14 protein-coding genes are annotated in these 15,139 nt (G+C 56.3%); 12 read left to right on the forward strand and 2 right to left on the reverse strand.

The window, feature by feature from the left end; genetic code table 11:
• The first annotated feature begins 430 nt into the window (after positions 1-430).
• The 10 genes from ispH to DW133_RS00580 all read left to right on the forward strand — a co-directional run bounded on the left by ispH (position 431) and on the right by DW133_RS00580 (position 9,676).
• Positions 431-1,405, forward strand: a complete 975-nt coding sequence (ispH, locus tag DW133_RS00535) for a 4-hydroxy-3-methylbut-2-enyl diphosphate reductase (RefSeq protein WP_118274173.1) — start codon at positions 431-433, stop codon at positions 1,403-1,405.
• On the forward strand, positions 1,398-1,931 hold the full coding sequence (locus tag DW133_RS00540) for an MGMT family protein (protein WP_118274175.1): 534 nt from the start codon (positions 1,398-1,400) through the stop codon (positions 1,929-1,931). The genes ispH and DW133_RS00540 overlap by 8 nt, the downstream gene beginning before the upstream one ends.
• A gap of 15 nt (positions 1,932-1,946) precedes the next feature.
• The gene (locus DW133_RS00545) at positions 1,947-2,441 is read left to right on the forward strand and encodes an aminoacyl-tRNA deacylase (RefSeq protein WP_118274177.1); all 495 of its coding nucleotides are present in this window, start codon (positions 1,947-1,949) and stop codon (positions 2,439-2,441) included.
• A 20-nt stretch (positions 2,442-2,461) separates the two neighbouring features.
• Positions 2,462-3,721: a lipoprotein-releasing ABC transporter permease subunit gene (locus tag DW133_RS00550; RefSeq protein WP_118274179.1), complete on the forward strand. Its 1,260-nt coding sequence runs from the start codon at positions 2,462-2,464 to the stop codon at positions 3,719-3,721.
• The gene (locus DW133_RS00555) at positions 3,714-4,406 is read left to right on the forward strand and encodes an ABC transporter ATP-binding protein (RefSeq protein ID WP_199588765.1); all 693 of its coding nucleotides are present in this window, start codon (positions 3,714-3,716) and stop codon (positions 4,404-4,406) included. The genes DW133_RS00550 and DW133_RS00555 overlap by 8 nt, the downstream gene beginning before the upstream one ends.
• A gap of 18 nt (positions 4,407-4,424) precedes the next feature.
• Positions 4,425-5,219, forward strand: coding sequence for a TatD family hydrolase (locus tag DW133_RS00560; RefSeq protein WP_118274183.1), 795 nt, complete (start codon positions 4,425-4,427; stop codon positions 5,217-5,219).
• A 130-nt stretch (positions 5,220-5,349) separates the two neighbouring features.
• Positions 5,350-5,910 (forward strand): glycine cleavage system protein R, encoded by a 561-nt coding sequence (locus DW133_RS00565; protein ID WP_118274185.1) that lies wholly within the window; start codon positions 5,350-5,352, stop codon positions 5,908-5,910.
• Positions 5,911-5,954: 44 nt separating this feature from the next.
• Positions 5,955-7,328 (forward strand): PFL family protein, encoded by a 1,374-nt coding sequence (locus DW133_RS00570; RefSeq protein WP_118274187.1) that lies wholly within the window; start codon positions 5,955-5,957, stop codon positions 7,326-7,328.
• A gap of 339 nt (positions 7,329-7,667) precedes the next feature.
• Complete coding sequence (locus tag DW133_RS00575; protein ID WP_118274189.1) at positions 7,668-8,564, forward strand: universal stress protein; 897 nt, start codon at positions 7,668-7,670, stop codon at positions 8,562-8,564.
• 215 nt (positions 8,565-8,779) lie between these two features.
• On the forward strand, positions 8,780-9,676 hold the full coding sequence (locus DW133_RS00580; RefSeq protein WP_118274191.1) for a universal stress protein: 897 nt from the start codon (positions 8,780-8,782) through the stop codon (positions 9,674-9,676).
• 101 nt (positions 9,677-9,777) lie between these two features.
• On the opposite strand, the gene DW133_RS00585 is transcribed toward DW133_RS00580, so the two are convergent.
• Both DW133_RS00585 and DW133_RS00590 read right to left on the reverse strand, forming a co-directional pair.
• Positions 9,778-10,941 (reverse strand): iron-containing alcohol dehydrogenase, encoded by a 1,164-nt coding sequence (locus DW133_RS00585; protein ID WP_118274193.1) that lies wholly within the window; start codon positions 10,939-10,941, stop codon positions 9,778-9,780.
• A gap of 223 nt (positions 10,942-11,164) precedes the next feature.
• Positions 11,165-12,409, reverse strand: a complete 1,245-nt coding sequence (locus tag DW133_RS00590) for a dicarboxylate/amino acid:cation symporter (RefSeq protein ID WP_118274195.1) — start codon at positions 12,407-12,409, stop codon at positions 11,165-11,167.
• 502 nt (positions 12,410-12,911) lie between these two features.
• Here DW133_RS00590 and DW133_RS00595 point away from each other — a divergent pair.
• Both DW133_RS00595 and phoR read left to right on the forward strand, forming a co-directional pair.
• Positions 12,912-13,598 (forward strand): response regulator, encoded by a 687-nt coding sequence (locus DW133_RS00595; RefSeq protein WP_118274197.1) that lies wholly within the window; start codon positions 12,912-12,914, stop codon positions 13,596-13,598.
• Between the two features lie 13 nt (positions 13,599-13,611).
• Positions 13,612-14,952, forward strand: coding sequence for a phosphate regulon sensor histidine kinase PhoR (gene phoR / locus DW133_RS00600; protein ID WP_118274199.1), 1,341 nt, complete (start codon positions 13,612-13,614; stop codon positions 14,950-14,952).
• Positions 14,953-15,139 lie beyond the last annotated feature (187 nt).

Here is a 15,139-nt window from a genome sequence, read left to right on the forward strand (position 1 = left end):
AAAATCGAAAGAACGTGATTATACGACAAAAAAGAATCCTTGCCAAGCATCTGGCAAAGATCTTTTGAGATTCGGCCTCCTCACAAAGGAAGACGTCTGCTTTTGTCGCGGAGCGGCATTCTACTGAATTTGAAGAGAATTTCCAAACAAGAACAGAAACGAGCTTCCTTTTTCACGGCTCAGTTAGCGCGGGATTCCCGTTTGCATGTCAAACCGCTTCATGGGTAGACGTTTGTAGCCAAAGTGTCGGTGTCTGTCCAAGCAAGTCCCCCAACCGTACGAAAGTGCAGGAGGTTCGAGCACGCAGGACATGGCAACCAATGTTTCGACATTGCTACAAATCGTACAACTCCGTGTGTTGCCCACGTAGCCGACCAACGGTTTGCGATAATGATGCCCGCACCTTCGTAACTTTTATCTCATCGTGTTTATGCAAGTCATCCTCGCTCAACCTCGTGGTTTTTGCGCCGGCGTCAAGCGCGCCATCAAAATCGTCTCCCGCGCCATTGAGGTTTACGGCGCGCCGCTCTACGTTCGCCATGAGATTGTCCACAACCGCACCGTTGTCGAAGAACTCAAGGCCAAGGGCGCCATCTTCGTTGACGACATCTCGCAGGTTCCCGACGGTGCGACGCTTATTTTTTCAGCCCACGGCGTTCCCCGCAGCGTCTCGGACGAAGCGCATGCCCGCCCTCTGCGCATTTTCGACGCCACGTGTCCCTTGGTCACCAAAGTGCACCGTCAGGTCGTCAAGCTTCACAACAACGGCAAGAAAATCATCATGATCGGCCACGCCGGCCATCCGGAAGTCGAAGGCACAATGGGGCAAATTGACGAAGGTATCTATCTGGTCGAGTCCGTCGACGGCGTCAATGCGCTTGAGCTCGAAAGCACGTCCGACGATTTGAGTTACGTAACACAAACCACGATTTCCGTTGACGACGCCGCCGAAGTGATCTCGGCGCTTAAATCCAAATTCCCGTCCATCACTGAGCCGAAGAAAAACGACGTCTGCTACGCCACACAAAATCGCCAGGACGCCGTAAAACGTCTAGCTGATGCCTGCGACCTCGTACTGGTCGTTGGCTCTGTTACCAGCTCCAACTCCAACCGACTCCGTGAAGTGGCCGAACGACACGGCTGCACGGCGAAATTGATCGATACGGCCGCGGACATGCAGGAGGACTGGTTCGAAGGCATCGGCACTGTAGGCATCACAGCCGGCGCCTCCGCTCCCGAATTTCTGGTGCAACAGGTCATCGAGCGACTTCGCTCGGCATACCCGTCGCTTACCGTCACCACGCAGGACGGCGACGAAGAAAACGTGGCTTTCCCGATGCCCCGAGGCCTTTGGGACAGTGACCTTGAAGCTGCACGAGCCCAAAAGGAGCACCGCCATGGATAACCGCAACTTCTATTCAATGCCAGCCCCCTGGGGCGGAATCGTCCTTCGGGAAGAAAACGGTGAACTCGCAAGCATTTGTCCGACGATTGCCTCCATACAAGCGCCGTCACCAGCCCCGCTTGCCATTGCAGACGCAATGCAACAACTCGAAGCTGTACTCACTGTGCCGCAAGCCACTTCTGAGGAACTGCGCGAGACGCTCTTTGCCACACAAGTCTTCCGAAAACTGCCGGACTTTACGCGCCGTGTTCTCGACATTGTCAGCCGCATTGAACCAGGACAATGGATGAGCTATTCGCAGGTGGCGCAAGCAACAGGCAATCCGGCTGCCGCCCGTGCCGTAGGACAAGCGCTCGCAAACAACCCCTTTCCGATTCTGATCGGCTGTCACCGAGTGTGTGCTTCCGCTCAACTGGCTCGATTCGATATCCTTAAACCCGAAACATTTCGTCCGCAGGCCTATTTGGGCGCGCCGGAGCTCGCTGCCGTCGCACAATGGCTGCGTCTTGCGGACTTTTCACTCTGACAAGAAAGGTAACCGATGGCCAAGCATGCCAAACACGAAAGTGCCACCCCTGCAACCGAATGGCTCAAAGCCCACGGGGTGACGTTTCGAGAATTCTCTTACGACTATGTCGAGCACGGCGGTACGCACAAGGCGAGTGAGTCCCTGGGACTTAACGAGCACGCCACAATCAAGACGCTCATTATGGAAAATGAGTCGGCAAAACCTTTGGTAATTCTCATGCACGGCGATTGTGAAGTGTCGACGAAAAATCTCGCGCGGCAGATCGGCTGCAAGAGCGTCACGCCCTGCAAGCCTGAACAGGCTCAGCGCAATTCCGGCTACATGGTCGGCGGCACGAGTCCCTTCGGCACCCGCAAGAAAATGCCCGTTTACATTCAAAAAACAATTCTTGAGCTACCGGAAATCTTTATCAACGGCGGCCGTCGCGGTTATATCGTCGGTATTCCGTCATCGGTCCTTACTGAAAAACTGGGCGCCGTTCCCGTAGACGTTGCGCTTGAACAATAACCATTTCGCGAGAAAACATCTTGGCTCTTCCGTTTGAACTTGCCGTTGGCCTGCGCTACACGAGAGCCGGCCGACGCGGCCGTCGCAAAGACGGTTTCATGAGCTTTATTTCGGGCATTTCTGTCGCCTCCATTGCTCTGGGAGTTATGGCGCTCATCATCGTGCTTTCGGTGATGAACGGCTTTCAGAAAGAAGTGCGCGACCGTATGCTCTCCGTACTGTCCCATGCCGAGGTCTATAACCTCGCGGGCAGTGTCGGCAACTGGCAGGATACACTCGGCACGCTTAAAGTCGCCGAAAGCCGCATCGTAGCCGGAGCCCCCTTTGTCTCCGGCCAGGCTTTGCTTTCAGCAGGAGCGGGCGTCCAAGGTGCCATGGTTCGCGGCATAGATCCGGCTGCCGAACCTTCGGTGAGCGAGATTCCGTCGGCCGTGCGCATGGGCTCGGTCGACAACCTCAAGGCCGGCAGTTTCGGCATCATTCTCGGGCGTGATCTCGCACGACAGCTTCGCGTCGGTCCCGGCGACAAGGTAACGCTCATCGTCTCTAAAGGCAATGTCACCCCCGCGGGTTTCGTGCCGCGCATGAAGCAGATGACGGTGATGGGGCTCGTTGATTCGGGACACTACGAATTCGACAGCACTTTGTGCGTCATAAACGTCAAAGACGCCGCTACGCTCTTTCGTACGGGCGGAGCCACCGGCATACGTCTGAAACTTTCCGACATGAACGAAGCTCCGGCCGTCGTGCGCTCCATCCGTCAACATTTGCCCTCAGGTTGGTACGCCACCGATTGGACAATGCAAAACCGCACCTGGTTTGCCGCCGTTCAGGTGGAAAAGACCATGATGTCGATCATTCTCTTTTTGATCGTGTTGGTGGGCGCTTTCGGACTGGTATCGACGCTGGTGATGACAGTGACGGAAAAGCAATCCGACATTGCCATTTTGCGCACACTCGGAGCAAGTCCCGGCTCAATCATGCGCATTTTCATGATTCAGGGCAGCATCGTGGGCTTTACGGGTGTTGCCGTCGGCGTCAGTCTGGGGCTCTTGATCGCCTGCAATCTGGACGTCATCGTGCCATTTATCGAAGGCATCCTCGGCGTCGAATTCCTGCCCAAGGAAATTTACTTCATCAGTTCCATGCCATCTGACCCGCGCGCAAGCGACATTGTTCCCATTGCCGTTCTGAGTTTTGCCATGAGTCTGATTGCAACGCTCTATCCCTCTTGGCGTGCCGCCCGCACGCGTCCTGCCGAGGCGCTTCGTTATGAATAAGTACGCTATTGAAGCTCAAGCCGTCTGCAAACGCTTTTCCGACGGTACGGGACACTCCATTGACGTTCTTTCCGGCGTGACGTTTGCGGCGGCCCCCGGCGAGGTACTCGCCATCGTCGGCGCATCCGGTTCGGGCAAGTCGACCCTGCTGCACATTCTGGGAGGCCTGGATGTGCCCGACAGCGGGCGCGTTCTCATATGCGGGCAGGACATCGGAACACTTTCGGACAAGGCACTCGGCGACATGCGTAACCACTCGCTGGGCTTCGTGTATCAATTCCATCACCTTCTGCCGGAATTCTCAGCGCTTGAAAACGCAGCCATGCCGCTCTTGATTCGGCGCACGCCCAAAGAGCAAGCGCTTGCCAAAGCTAAAGCCGCACTCGAAGTGCTGGGGCTTTCGGAGCGCCTTACACATCTTCCGAGCCAACTCTCGGGCGGCGAACGCCAGCGCACCGCCATTGCGCGCGCAATGGTTGCCGACCCCTCCTGTATCCTTGCCGATGAACCCACCGGCAATCTCGATCAAGACACCGCTCTTGAAGTATTCGACTGTCTGGTCAAGACCGCCAAAGCAAAAGGCACGGCCGTTGTCATCGTCACGCACGATCTGCAAATTGCCTCGCGTTGCGATCGGGTGCTGCGTTTGGCCGCCGGCGTCATCGAAGAAGTCTCCGGCGTTTAATTTTGCAGGCAATCCGACATGTTCCCGCTTATCGACACGCACTGTCACTTCGCCGAATCGTCCTTGGCGAGTGACGACATTTTGCAGGCACGAAAGCGGGGACTGGTTCAAGCGTTAGTCTGCGCCACGCACTCGGGCGACTTTGAGGATGTGCAACGCACAGCCTGCAAACTGCAGTTCGGCTATGCGTTGGGCATTCATCCTTTGCTTCTCCAAACCCCCGAACAGGTCGCGCAAGAAGTTCGATCCCTTGAAGTAGCGATTTCTGAGGCGCAAAAAGATCCCTTTTTGTGTGCCGTGGGAGAAATCGGCATTGACCTCTATCCGCAAGCCTGCGCTCTGCCGCTTGACTCACAATTGGAACTTTTCGAGCACATGCTCGCGATTGCTGCAAAGGCCGGGCTGCCCGTGAGCGTACACAGCCGCAAAGCGCTACAGCATGTTTTACCGCTTTTGAAACATTCGGCGGTTACTGGCGTACTTCACGCGTTTGCGGGCTCCTACGAACAGGCGCGACAGGCTCTCGCCAAGGGTTTTAAGCTCGGTTTCGGCCCTTCTTTGACTTATCCAGGCTCCAAACGCATTCGCGAAGTGTTTGCCAGACTCCCCGAAGACGCCTTCGTGTTGGAAACCGATGCGCCCTTTATGCTCACGGCAAACCGCCGCGCGCAAGGTGCTCAAATTGCCCGCGCCGTCGATCTTATCGAAGTGCTTGAAGCCGCCGCGCAAATCCGCAGCCTCCCCCTTGACGAGGCCGCCACCCTGAGCACACACAACGCTTTGGCTGTTTTTGCTCGTTTGCAAACCTCCTGATTTCCTCGCACTGCACCGAGGTGCGGCGTTTGCCTTTGCCAGCCTGTGGTATTCTGACTGCATCACCCTGCCAGAGTCTTCCCGCACGGAAGGCTTTCGCTCTCCTCATCTCTTTTTAGGAGCATCTTTCATGTCTAACCATGAGGTTGTAGTGGCCGTCATCGGCCTGGATCAACCCGGCGTCATTGCGTGCATCTCTTCAGTGATCACTCGTCTGGGCTGCAATATCCGCGAAATGACCCAATCGACCCTGCACGAACAATTTGCCGGTATCTACCTTGTGGATAAGCCGCAGGAACTCTCCAACGAAACGCTCAACGCGGAAATCGAAAAGGCCGTCGCCCTCAAAAAGATGCGCTTGACCATCGTCACGCGCGACTACGAAGAGCCTTCGGGCGAACCGGTGCCGAGTGAACCTTTCGTGATCTCTGTCTACGGGCCGGACCGAAACGACATCGTCGCGACCTTCTCTCATATCTTCGGCGCGCAACAGATCAACATTTCCTCGATGCGAGCCTTCCCGATCGGCGAAGGAAGCTCCATGCAGGTCTTTGAAGTCTCTATCCCCACGGATCTCGATACGCGCAGCCTGCATCGCGTGCTTCTGGAGCGCGCCAAGTCGCTCGGCCTGTCGCTTACCATGCAACACCGAGACATCTTTGAAGCCGTCCATCGCGTCACCGTCATCTGAGGCGATCGCATTTTTTTCGAATTTCAAAACGGAGCCAAACAAACATGCTGACTGAACGCGAGGTCCTTTCGACTATCAATATGCTTCGCAGCGAGCATCTCGATGTGCGCACGGTGACGCTCGGCATCAATCTCTTCGACTGCGCGAGCCACGATTTCGACGTCTTCGAACTTAAAGTGCGCAGCAAGATCCTCAAGTACGCCAAACGTCTGGTGGAAACCTGCAACGGCGTGGGCGACCGCTACGGTATTCCCGTCGTCAACAAGCGCATCGCCGTCTCGGCCATCGGCACGGTTTGCGCAGGCTTTTCGACCGATCAGATGGTGCGCGTCTGCCGCATCCTCGACGAATGCGCCAAAGAAGTCGGCGTGGACTTCGTCGGAGGCTTCGGCGCACTGGTGGAAAAAGGCATGACGCCGGGCGAGCGCAATCTCATCAATGCACTGCCTGAAGCCTTGGCCACAACCGATCGCATCTGCTCTTCGATCAATGTGGGCTCGACCAAGAGCGGCATCAACATGGATGCCGTAAGCCTCATGGGCCAAAAAATCGTGGAAACGGCCAATGCAACGGCCGACCGAGACGGCATCGGCTGCGCCAAGCTTGTGGTGTTCTGCAACATTCCTCAGGACGTGCCGTTTATGGCGGGCGCCTATCTCGGTGTAGGCGAACCCGATGTGGTGATCGACGTCGGCGTCTCGGGCCCCGGTGTTGTCAACAAAGCCCTGCAGCGCGCCATTGAAGAGTCGGGACGCAAGCTCACCCTTTCAGAAATCGCCGAAGTCATCAAGCACACCGCCTACAAAGTGACGCGTGTGGGCGAACTGATCGGCCGCGGCGTTGCCAAGGCCATGGACATTCCCTTCGGCGTTGCCGATCTCTCGTTGGCTCCGACGCCTGCCGTCGGCGACAGCGTCGGTGAAATCTTCCAGACGCTGGGGCTGTCTTCGATCGGCGCTCCGGGGTCAACGGCCATCCTCGCCATGCTCAACGACGCCGTGAAAAAAGGCGGCGTGTTTGCATCAAGCCACGTCGGCGGCCTGTCGGGTGCCTTCATTCCGGTAAGCGAAGACAGTGCCATTGAAGCGGCTGCCCGCTCCGGCGCTCTCACGATGGAAAAACTCGAAGCCATGACCTGCGTGTGCTCGGTGGGGCTTGACATGATCGCCATCCCGGGCGATACGCCTGCCGAAACCATCTCGGCCATGATTGCCGACGAAGCCGCCATCGGCATGATCAACAGCAAGACCACAGCCGTGCGCATCATCCCGGTGCCGGGCAAAACAGTGGGTGACGTTGCGGTGTTCGGCGGCCTTCTCGGCGAAGCTTCCATCATTCGTGTTCCGGGCGGTGACTCGCAGAAGTTCATTGACTTCGGCGGTCGCATCCCGGCTCCGATTCACAGTCTCAGAAACTAACCGTCCTTTCATGCGGGCAGCGTTGTCGTTTCGGCGCTGCCCGCCGTCTTTTTTTCCTCCCGACCAATCCGCTCTCTGTCGGGCTTTCCAGGAGGAGGCCGAGTTCCATATCAAACTTCATTTGTTGCGCAGATTCGGCCCGTCTTCAAATTCTTTTCTCTTTGCTTGCAAAACCCGCGTGATGCGCTAATATCGAAGTAGAAAAAGAAAAAACTTTTCGCTTATCAACTCGACAGAAGGCGTCACGATGAGGCTATCCGGCGCGGCTATCACTGTTTCGAGTTTGTTTCTCAAAACGAGCTGCAGCCAATAAGCCCCGACGCTTGAGAAGGGGTGCTTATGAAAATCCTGATTGCCGTTGACGGTAGCATCTATACCGACCACGCACTTGAATTCCTTGCTTCGCGTGAAGGCTTCCTTGCTGGCTCGCCCGAAATCGAAATGCTCTCCGTCGTGCCGCAGATTCCGGCCGGTGCCCTGCGCTTTATCGAGCGTGAAACACTTGAGGGCTATTACAAGGATTGTTCTGAAAAGATCTTCAAGCCCATCCGCAAGTTCCTCAAAGGCAAAGACCTTCCTGTTGAGGAAGTCTACGTCGTCGGCGATCCGTCCGAGGGTATCGCCGACGAAGTCGATCGCACCAAACCTGACCTCGTGGTCATGGGGTCGCGCGGCCGCTCGAGCCTCAAGGGGCTTTTCCTCGGCTCCGTCACGCGCGGCGTGCTCGCCCGCACCAAGGTGCCGATGTTGATCGTTCGCTCCGACCTGATTCCGAAAAAGGACGGCATGCGTGTGGGCATCGCCGTTGACGGCTCGCCGCATAGCAAAGCCGTCGTGCGATACATACTCAACAATCTCGACTTCTTCGGAAAGGACTCCAAGTTTTATCTGATTCACGTCACAAGCGACATCAGTCTCACGCTTCTTGCAGGCGTCTCCACCGGTGCGCCGCAGCCGCTCAAAGGCACGGATCTGGAGGCCATTAAGGAAGAGACATACCGCGAAGCCACCGAAGATATCGTACCGATGCTTGACAAGGCCGGCATCGAATATGAGAAGGTTTGCGTCGAAGGCACGCCGGGTGACGTACTTGCCAAAGTCGCCAAGAAAAAGAAGCTCAATCTGATGGTGATGGGCACCCACGGCTACGGACGCTTCAAGAGTGCCGTTCTCGGGTCAACGGCCATGAGACTTCTGGCCAAGGGCGAAGTACCGGTGATGCTCATTCGCAAGTAGTAACCCGTAAATCGCGCAGTTATAACCGCGGCAGCCGGAAAAAACACCATATTCGCCGCCGCATCCGTTTATAACTGCGCTATGATCGAAGAAGGTATTTTGGTGAGCGAGCAACCACAGTCCGCGCCAAACCGTTTCGGTTTTTTCTTCATTTAGTGAGTGAGCTCGACGCTTTTCGGGCGCCGCACTCAAGAAAGAACAAAGGAAATAGACGTATGAAAATTCTCGTTCCTATCGACGGCAGCAGCTACAGCGAAAACTCTCTGTCCTTTGTAGCCTCCCGCACGTCTCTTCTGGGTCAGACCCCCGAAATTGAACTTCTGGTCGTGCTTGATCCTCTGCCCGCCCGTGCCGCACGCCTGGTCGGTAAGGATTCGCTCACACGCTACTACGAAGAAGAAGCGGAAAAGATTTTTGAACCGGCTCGCAAGTTCCTGGCCGACAAGCACATCACGGTGACCGAAGCTTTCATGGTAGGCGATCCGTCCGAAAAGATCGCAGAAGAGGCTGTGCGCCTTGATGCCGATCTGGTGATCATGGGCTCTCGCGGCCGCACCGCTCTTGCAGGTCTCTTCCTTGGTTCTGTGACCAACGGTGTTCTCGCCCGTACCAAGAACCCGATTTTGATCGTGCGCAACAAGGCCGTTCCCGAAACGGACGCCATGCGCGTAGGCATCGCCGTTGACGGTTCCAAGTTCGGCGTGGCTGCAGTCAAGTACCTCGTGCGTCACAAGGAACTCTTCGGTGAAGGCGCCTCGTTCTATCTGATCAACGTCGCCAGTGACTACGCCGGCGCTGTGATGCCCGACATGGCAGGCATGGCACTTCCGGCACTGTCCGAAAGCGAAGTGCTCGAACTGCAGAAGAAGGAGTTTGGCGAAGCTGTCGACCCGATCCGTCCGATTCTAGCCAAGGCCGGTCTCACGCCCAAGGAAGTTTGCCTCGTGGGCAACCCGGGCGACGAAATCGCTGCATTTGCGAAGAAAAAGAAGCTCGACCTGGTGGTGATGGGCAGCCACGGCTACGGACGCTTTAAGAGCGCAGTGATGGGCTCGACCGCTACTCGTATCGCAGCTCAGGGCGACGTTCCCATCCTGCTGATCCGTCGCTAATTGCGCATCGTCATCCCGCGAGGTGTCTGTCCGGCACCTCGCAGACAAACGGCCCGAGAGATAACTTTCCTCCCGGGCCGCTTTGTTTGGATTGGCTCAGATCAGAGCGAAGCTCGCAGAATCTCGATCACGCCGGCCTTGTCGATCGGACGCAAAGCACCGGACAACGGCCACCAGCACGTCGGAATGTGATCAGCCATCGCTTCAAAATGCGAATCATCCACACCCACTTCGCTCAGTCGCTGCGGAATACCGATGGACGCAAAGAACTCAGCGGTTTTATCAATGGCAGCATTAGCTAACTCCATCACATCGCCCTTGGGATCCATGCCCCAAACGTTAACGGCATACTGCGCAAAGCGGGGCGCCGTCTTTTCGTTCAGGCTGTAGCGCATCCAGTGCGGCGTAATGATTGCCAAACCCACGCCGTGCGTGATGTCATGCCAGGCCGAAATTTCGTGTTCAATAGCGTGGCACGGCCACGGTGAAGGCATATTTCCGATCGCAAGCAGACCACAACAGCCGAAGGAACTCGCGAGCATCATTGCGGAGCGTGACTCGAGATTGGTCGGGTCCTTGATGCAAATCGGTGCGTTCTTGATCACGGTCTTGAGAATCGTTTCGCAGAAACCGTCGCTGACGTCGTTGCCTTCGATTACCAGATACTGCTCAAACGTGTGCGACATGATGTCGGCGGCACCCGCAGCGGTGTGCCATGCCGGAACGCTTGCGCTGACAGACGGATCGCAGAAAGAAGCCTTCGGAAAAAGCAACGGAGAAGATATCGCCTGCTTTTCGTTGGTGTCCATATTGCTGATCACACCCGGCGCATCGTATTCGCTGCCGGTTGCCGCGAGCGTGAGCACCGAAAAGAGCGGCAGAGCGTCCTTGATTAGGCTGCCGTCCTTGACGAGATCCCAGGCGTCGCCATCGTACTTGACGGCAGCGGCAATTGCCTTGGAAGCGTCAATCACAGAGCCGCCGCCCACGGCCACAATAAAGTCGGCCTTCTGTTCACGGGCCAGTTTGGCTGCGGCGTTGACAGAGGTCACGCGAGGATTGGGTTCGATGCCGGAGAACTCCACCACTTCAAAACCGGTCAGCGCCTTCTTGACACGGTCAAGCAGGCCGCTACGAACCACACTGCCGCCGCCGTAGGTGATCAGCACTCGTTTGCCGTAAGGAGCGGCAGCTGCTGCCAGCTTCTCGATGCTGTCGGCACCGTAGACAAGACGCGTGGGCATATAAAGTTCAAAGGAATGCATGGTCAACACCTCACAGAAAATTCATAACGCCGTCATTCCGGCCTAGTTGCACGGTGAGAATAGCGCACCCCAAATTCAGTCAACCACCTGAAAAGCTCAAGTTTTTGCCTGATTGTCCAAATCTCTCCGGACAAGAAAAAAGGCCGCGAGTCGCAATGAACCCACGGACCTTGAGATTGCCGGGCTCCCGACTTTGGGAGCCCGAGCGGCTGACCGAACGCGATTACTTCACTTCTTCTTCGTCGAAGGGTTCGGAGCCGAGTTCACCTTCCATACGAGAGACTGCCAGAGCGGTCGTCGAGTCGCCGACCACGTTGATGGACGTACGGATCATGTCAAGGACACGGTCCACGCCGGCAATCAGAGCAACGACTTCCAGCGGGATGCCAATCTGCGTGAAGACCAGAGTCGACATGATCAGGCCAGCGCCCGGAACACCGGCGGTACCGATAGCGGCGAGAACACCCGTCAGAACCACAATCACCTGATCCGAGAAGGTAAGCGGCAGACCGTAAATCTGAGCGGCGAACACTGCAGTCACACCCATGTAGACGGCGGTACCGTTCATGTTGATCGTGTTGCCCAGCGGCACAGCAAACGAAGCAATGGCGTTGGTAGCACCCAGACGACGGGAAGCAACGAGGTTAGCAGCCATAGCGGCGGCCGACGAGCAGGTCGTGAATGCGATAAGCCAGGGTTCGAAAATACCCTTGAAGTACTGGCCAAGCGGGATACGGATCCAGAACTTAACCCACGGGATGTAGATGATGATGACCAACAGAGCCGTAGCGATGAAGCTCGCGAGGATGAGCTTGCCCAACGGCAGAAGAACCGCGATACCGTGCTGAGCGACGACGGCGGCCATCAAACCGAACACACCGATCGGAGCGTAGCGCATCACGATGTTGGTCATGCGGATCATGATGTGGCCCATGACGTCAAAGAACTCGTACATCGCACGCCCCTTCTCTCCCATCGCGTTCAGGCAGAAACCGAACATGATGGCAAAGAAGATGATCTGAAGGATCGAGCCCTTGGCAAAGGCTTCCATCGGATTGATCGGGACGATTTCAAGCAACGTCTTCACAAAGCTCGGAGCATTGACCTGAGCGGCCTTCAGGCCTTCGGTCGAAAGCGTCACACCCACGCCCGGGTCAATCAGGTTGGCGATCACGAGACCGAACACCACAGAGATGGCCGACGTGACCATGAAGAGCACCAACGTACGAACGGCAACGCGGCCGAGCTTCGAAACGTCACTAATGCCGGCGGCACCGGCAACCAGGGTGGCGAACACCAGGGGAACGACCACCATGCGGATCAAACGAATGAACAAGTCGCCCAGCGGACGGAACCAGGTCTGCGCGAATTCGGGGTTGGTAAACGCACCGACAACCACACCCAGCACCAGACCGAACATCATCTGCATCGGCAAGCTGGTCCATACGGAGGATTTCTTATCTGCCATAACAGCTCTCCATTTGAAATTTTTCTTCGCTGAGAACGGGCAGCCCCTGGTTGCGTCCAAAGTCCACACGTCACGCACTGCAGCGTTGAAACAAACTGTTTCAACGTCTCAGTGCTTAATTTAGACCGAAGAAGGCGATCGCGAGTTCGGTATAAACCCTTACTTTTGTCTCAAGTCAATGCCTAGAAACTACTATACAAAAGTGCAACCCTTTGTTTTTACAGAGAAATTTCCAAATTTCACAAAAAACGGATTTTTTTGCCATAGGAGAAATCAAATAGCCTTTCTTTTGCGTTAGCGCAACTCTGATACGTACTTACAGCACTTGATACAGCGCGAATCTCTTTTGTTTTATGCCGATTTCGCGAATTTTTCGTTCTTGTCACGGCTTTGTCACGAATCCGACATAATTTTCTTCTGAAGAAAACATCCGTCGACATACGCACACATAAACAAACATACGCACATGCGCGCGCGAGCGCGCCTTAGGAACCAATTGACCATGGCTGAGACCATTCTTGTTGTTGAAGACGAACCGGCAATCCGAGAACTGATCGGCTTTGCCTGCGAATCATCCGGCTACGCCGTGCTGCGCGCCGGCAGCGTTAAGGAAGCTAGTGACCTTCTTTCCCAAAACCGCGTCCACCTGATCCTTCTGGACTGGATGCTTCCCGATCTTTCGGGCCTGCAGTGGCTCGATAAACTCAAGCGCGACGAGCGCTACGCCGCCGTACCTGTGATCATGCTCACAGCCCGCGGCACCGAAAGCGACAAGGTCGCGGGACTTGATGCCGGCGCCGACGACTACGTCGTCAAGCCCTTCTCGCCGCGCGAACTCATCGCTCGCATGCGCGCCGTTTTGCGTCGCGGCGGAACGGAAGCCGAAAAAACAGTCACCTGCGGGCCGCTTACTATCAACGAAGCCCGCTTCTCGGCCAAGGTCGAAGGAGAACCAATCAAGCTCGGCGTGATCGAATTCAAGATGTTGCTGGTGCTCGCCTCGTCGCCTGGTCGCGTCTATTCGCGGGCTCAGCTCCTGTCGCGAGTATGGGACGACTCAACCGAGCTCGACGAGCGCACCGTCGACGTTCATATTCTTCGCCTGCGCAAGCAACTAGCAGGCACAGCTGCGGCCTCTCTGGTCGAAACCGTCCGCGGTCTGGGTTACCGCGCCAACGACGCCGTCTGAAAGTGATTTCGCCATGGTTAAGCGTCTGAAACTAATGGCGCCGGTCATATTCCGGCTCATCCTGCTCTGCTGCCTCTGTCTGGGCATTGCGGGACTTGCCGATCCCATCTGGGGCTTCGGCCTGTTGATTCTCGGGCTTTTTCTTGAGATCTTCATGCATCTCAACTACATCGTGCTGCTCGCGCAATGGCTCGAAGAGCCGGGACTTCCCGATACGCCGTCAGTACGTTCGGGGATCTGGAGTGAAATCTTCTACCGCATTTCCAAGAGCCGCAGACAGCTCGAAAAGAACACGCGGCGCTTGACCGAACGTGAAGCACGCTACCGCAAGACGCTTGCCGCATTGCCCGAAGGCATCGTACTTGTGAAATCCGACTGGTCGGTGACGTGGTGCAACGATGTCGCCGAAAAAATCTTCGGCATACAGGGTGAAGACGACGTCGGTCGCCACCTTCTTGCCTTCATTTCCGACGAAGGGCTGCGAAACTACATCAAGTCCGGCAACTTTGCCTCTTCTTACATCCTGCGAACCAAAACACCAAATACGGCCCACGAAATCCGCCTCGTTGATGTCGATCGCAAAACGCGCATCCTGATTGCCCGCGACGTGACCGAACAGGAACGACTCGACGCGATGCGGCGCGACTTCGTTGCCAACGTCTCGCACGAACTGAGAACACCGCTTACGGTGCTCTCGGGTTTTCTCGACATGGCCCTGCACGGCATTGACGAAAAGGTCCCGACCAAACTCGAGCTTCAGGCATCTCACCTGCAGCTCATGCGCGAGCAGGCCGGCCGCATGCAGCGACTCATCAACGATCTGCTCACGCTTTCGCGCCTTGAAAACGAAGAACAGACCAAGCCGTCCGAAATCATCAACCTCTCGGCCATGCTCAGCACAATTGCCGAAGAGATTCGCGTCATGGCCGTCAAGACGCACACGGTGGAAACCGACATTGACGCCGGCATATCCGTACACGGCTGGCCCGATGAACTTCGCAGCGCCGTCGTCAACCTCATGACCAACGCCGTGCGTTATTCACCTTCAGGCGGCACCATCAAGCTGACGGGTAGAATCAAGGAAAACGGCGCCATTGCTATAAGCGTCACCGACAACGGCATCGGCATTGCCGAAAAAGACATTCCGAGACTAACAGAACGCTTCTACCGAGTTGACAAATCACGTTCACGCGACACAGGCGGCACCGGTCTGGGGTTAGCTATCGTCAAACACGTGCTCATTCATCTCAACGCCACAATGCACATCGAAAGCCGGCTCGGCGAAGGCTCGACCTTCACCGTGGAAATTCCGGCTTCGCTCAACGCCTCCTCTCAAAACGGGCCTCAGGCTTGACGCGGGACTTTCAGGACGACGGACTGTCTGCCTTTTGACGCAAACAGTCCGCTCGCCCAAAAAGCCTCCCCGATTAACGGCGAAAAAACAAATCGTGTCAGCGCTTAGACCGCCCTGTTCCGTATAGAATCAAAGCGAGTCTCTGATTTCGTCGGACAAACCGGTCCTGGTTCGAACCGCCCCGATT

The organism is Sutterella sp. AM11-39 (assembly GCF_003472385.1).
GTDB classification, from domain to species: Bacteria; Pseudomonadota; Gammaproteobacteria; order Burkholderiales; family Burkholderiaceae_F; genus Duodenibacillus; species Duodenibacillus intestinigallinarum.

What these genes read in the sequence shown, in the direction of transcription:
- ispH (WP_118274173.1), top strand. Translation starts at nt 431, where the DNA reads ATGCAAGTCATCCTCGCTCAACCTCGTGGTTTTTGCGCCGGCGTCAAG.
- DW133_RS00540 (WP_118274175.1), top strand. Translation starts at nt 1,398, where the DNA reads ATGGATAACCGCAACTTCTATTCAATGCCAGCCCCCTGGGGCGGAATC.
- DW133_RS00545 (WP_118274177.1), top strand. Translation starts at nt 1,947, where the DNA reads ATGGCCAAGCATGCCAAACACGAAAGTGCCACCCCTGCAACCGAATGG.
- DW133_RS00555 (WP_199588765.1), top strand. Translation starts at nt 3,714, where the DNA reads ATGAATAAGTACGCTATTGAAGCTCAAGCCGTCTGCAAACGCTTTTCC.
- DW133_RS00560 (WP_118274183.1), top strand. Translation starts at nt 4,425, where the DNA reads ATGTTCCCGCTTATCGACACGCACTGTCACTTCGCCGAATCGTCCTTG.
- DW133_RS00565 (WP_118274185.1), top strand. Translation starts at nt 5,350, where the DNA reads ATGTCTAACCATGAGGTTGTAGTGGCCGTCATCGGCCTGGATCAACCC.
- DW133_RS00570 (WP_118274187.1), top strand. Translation starts at nt 5,955, where the DNA reads ATGCTGACTGAACGCGAGGTCCTTTCGACTATCAATATGCTTCGCAGC.
- DW133_RS00575 (WP_118274189.1), top strand. Translation starts at nt 7,668, where the DNA reads ATGAAAATCCTGATTGCCGTTGACGGTAGCATCTATACCGACCACGCA.
- DW133_RS00580 (WP_118274191.1), top strand. Translation starts at nt 8,780, where the DNA reads ATGAAAATTCTCGTTCCTATCGACGGCAGCAGCTACAGCGAAAACTCT.
- DW133_RS00585 (WP_118274193.1), bottom strand. Translation starts at nt 10,941, where the DNA reads ATGCATTCCTTTGAACTTTATATGCCCACGCGTCTTGTCTACGGTGCC.
- DW133_RS00590 (WP_118274195.1), bottom strand. Translation starts at nt 12,409, where the DNA reads ATGGCAGATAAGAAATCCTCCGTATGGACCAGCTTGCCGATGCAGATG.
- DW133_RS00595 (WP_118274197.1), top strand. Translation starts at nt 12,912, where the DNA reads ATGGCTGAGACCATTCTTGTTGTTGAAGACGAACCGGCAATCCGAGAA.
- phoR (WP_118274199.1), top strand. Translation starts at nt 13,612, where the DNA reads ATGGTTAAGCGTCTGAAACTAATGGCGCCGGTCATATTCCGGCTCATC.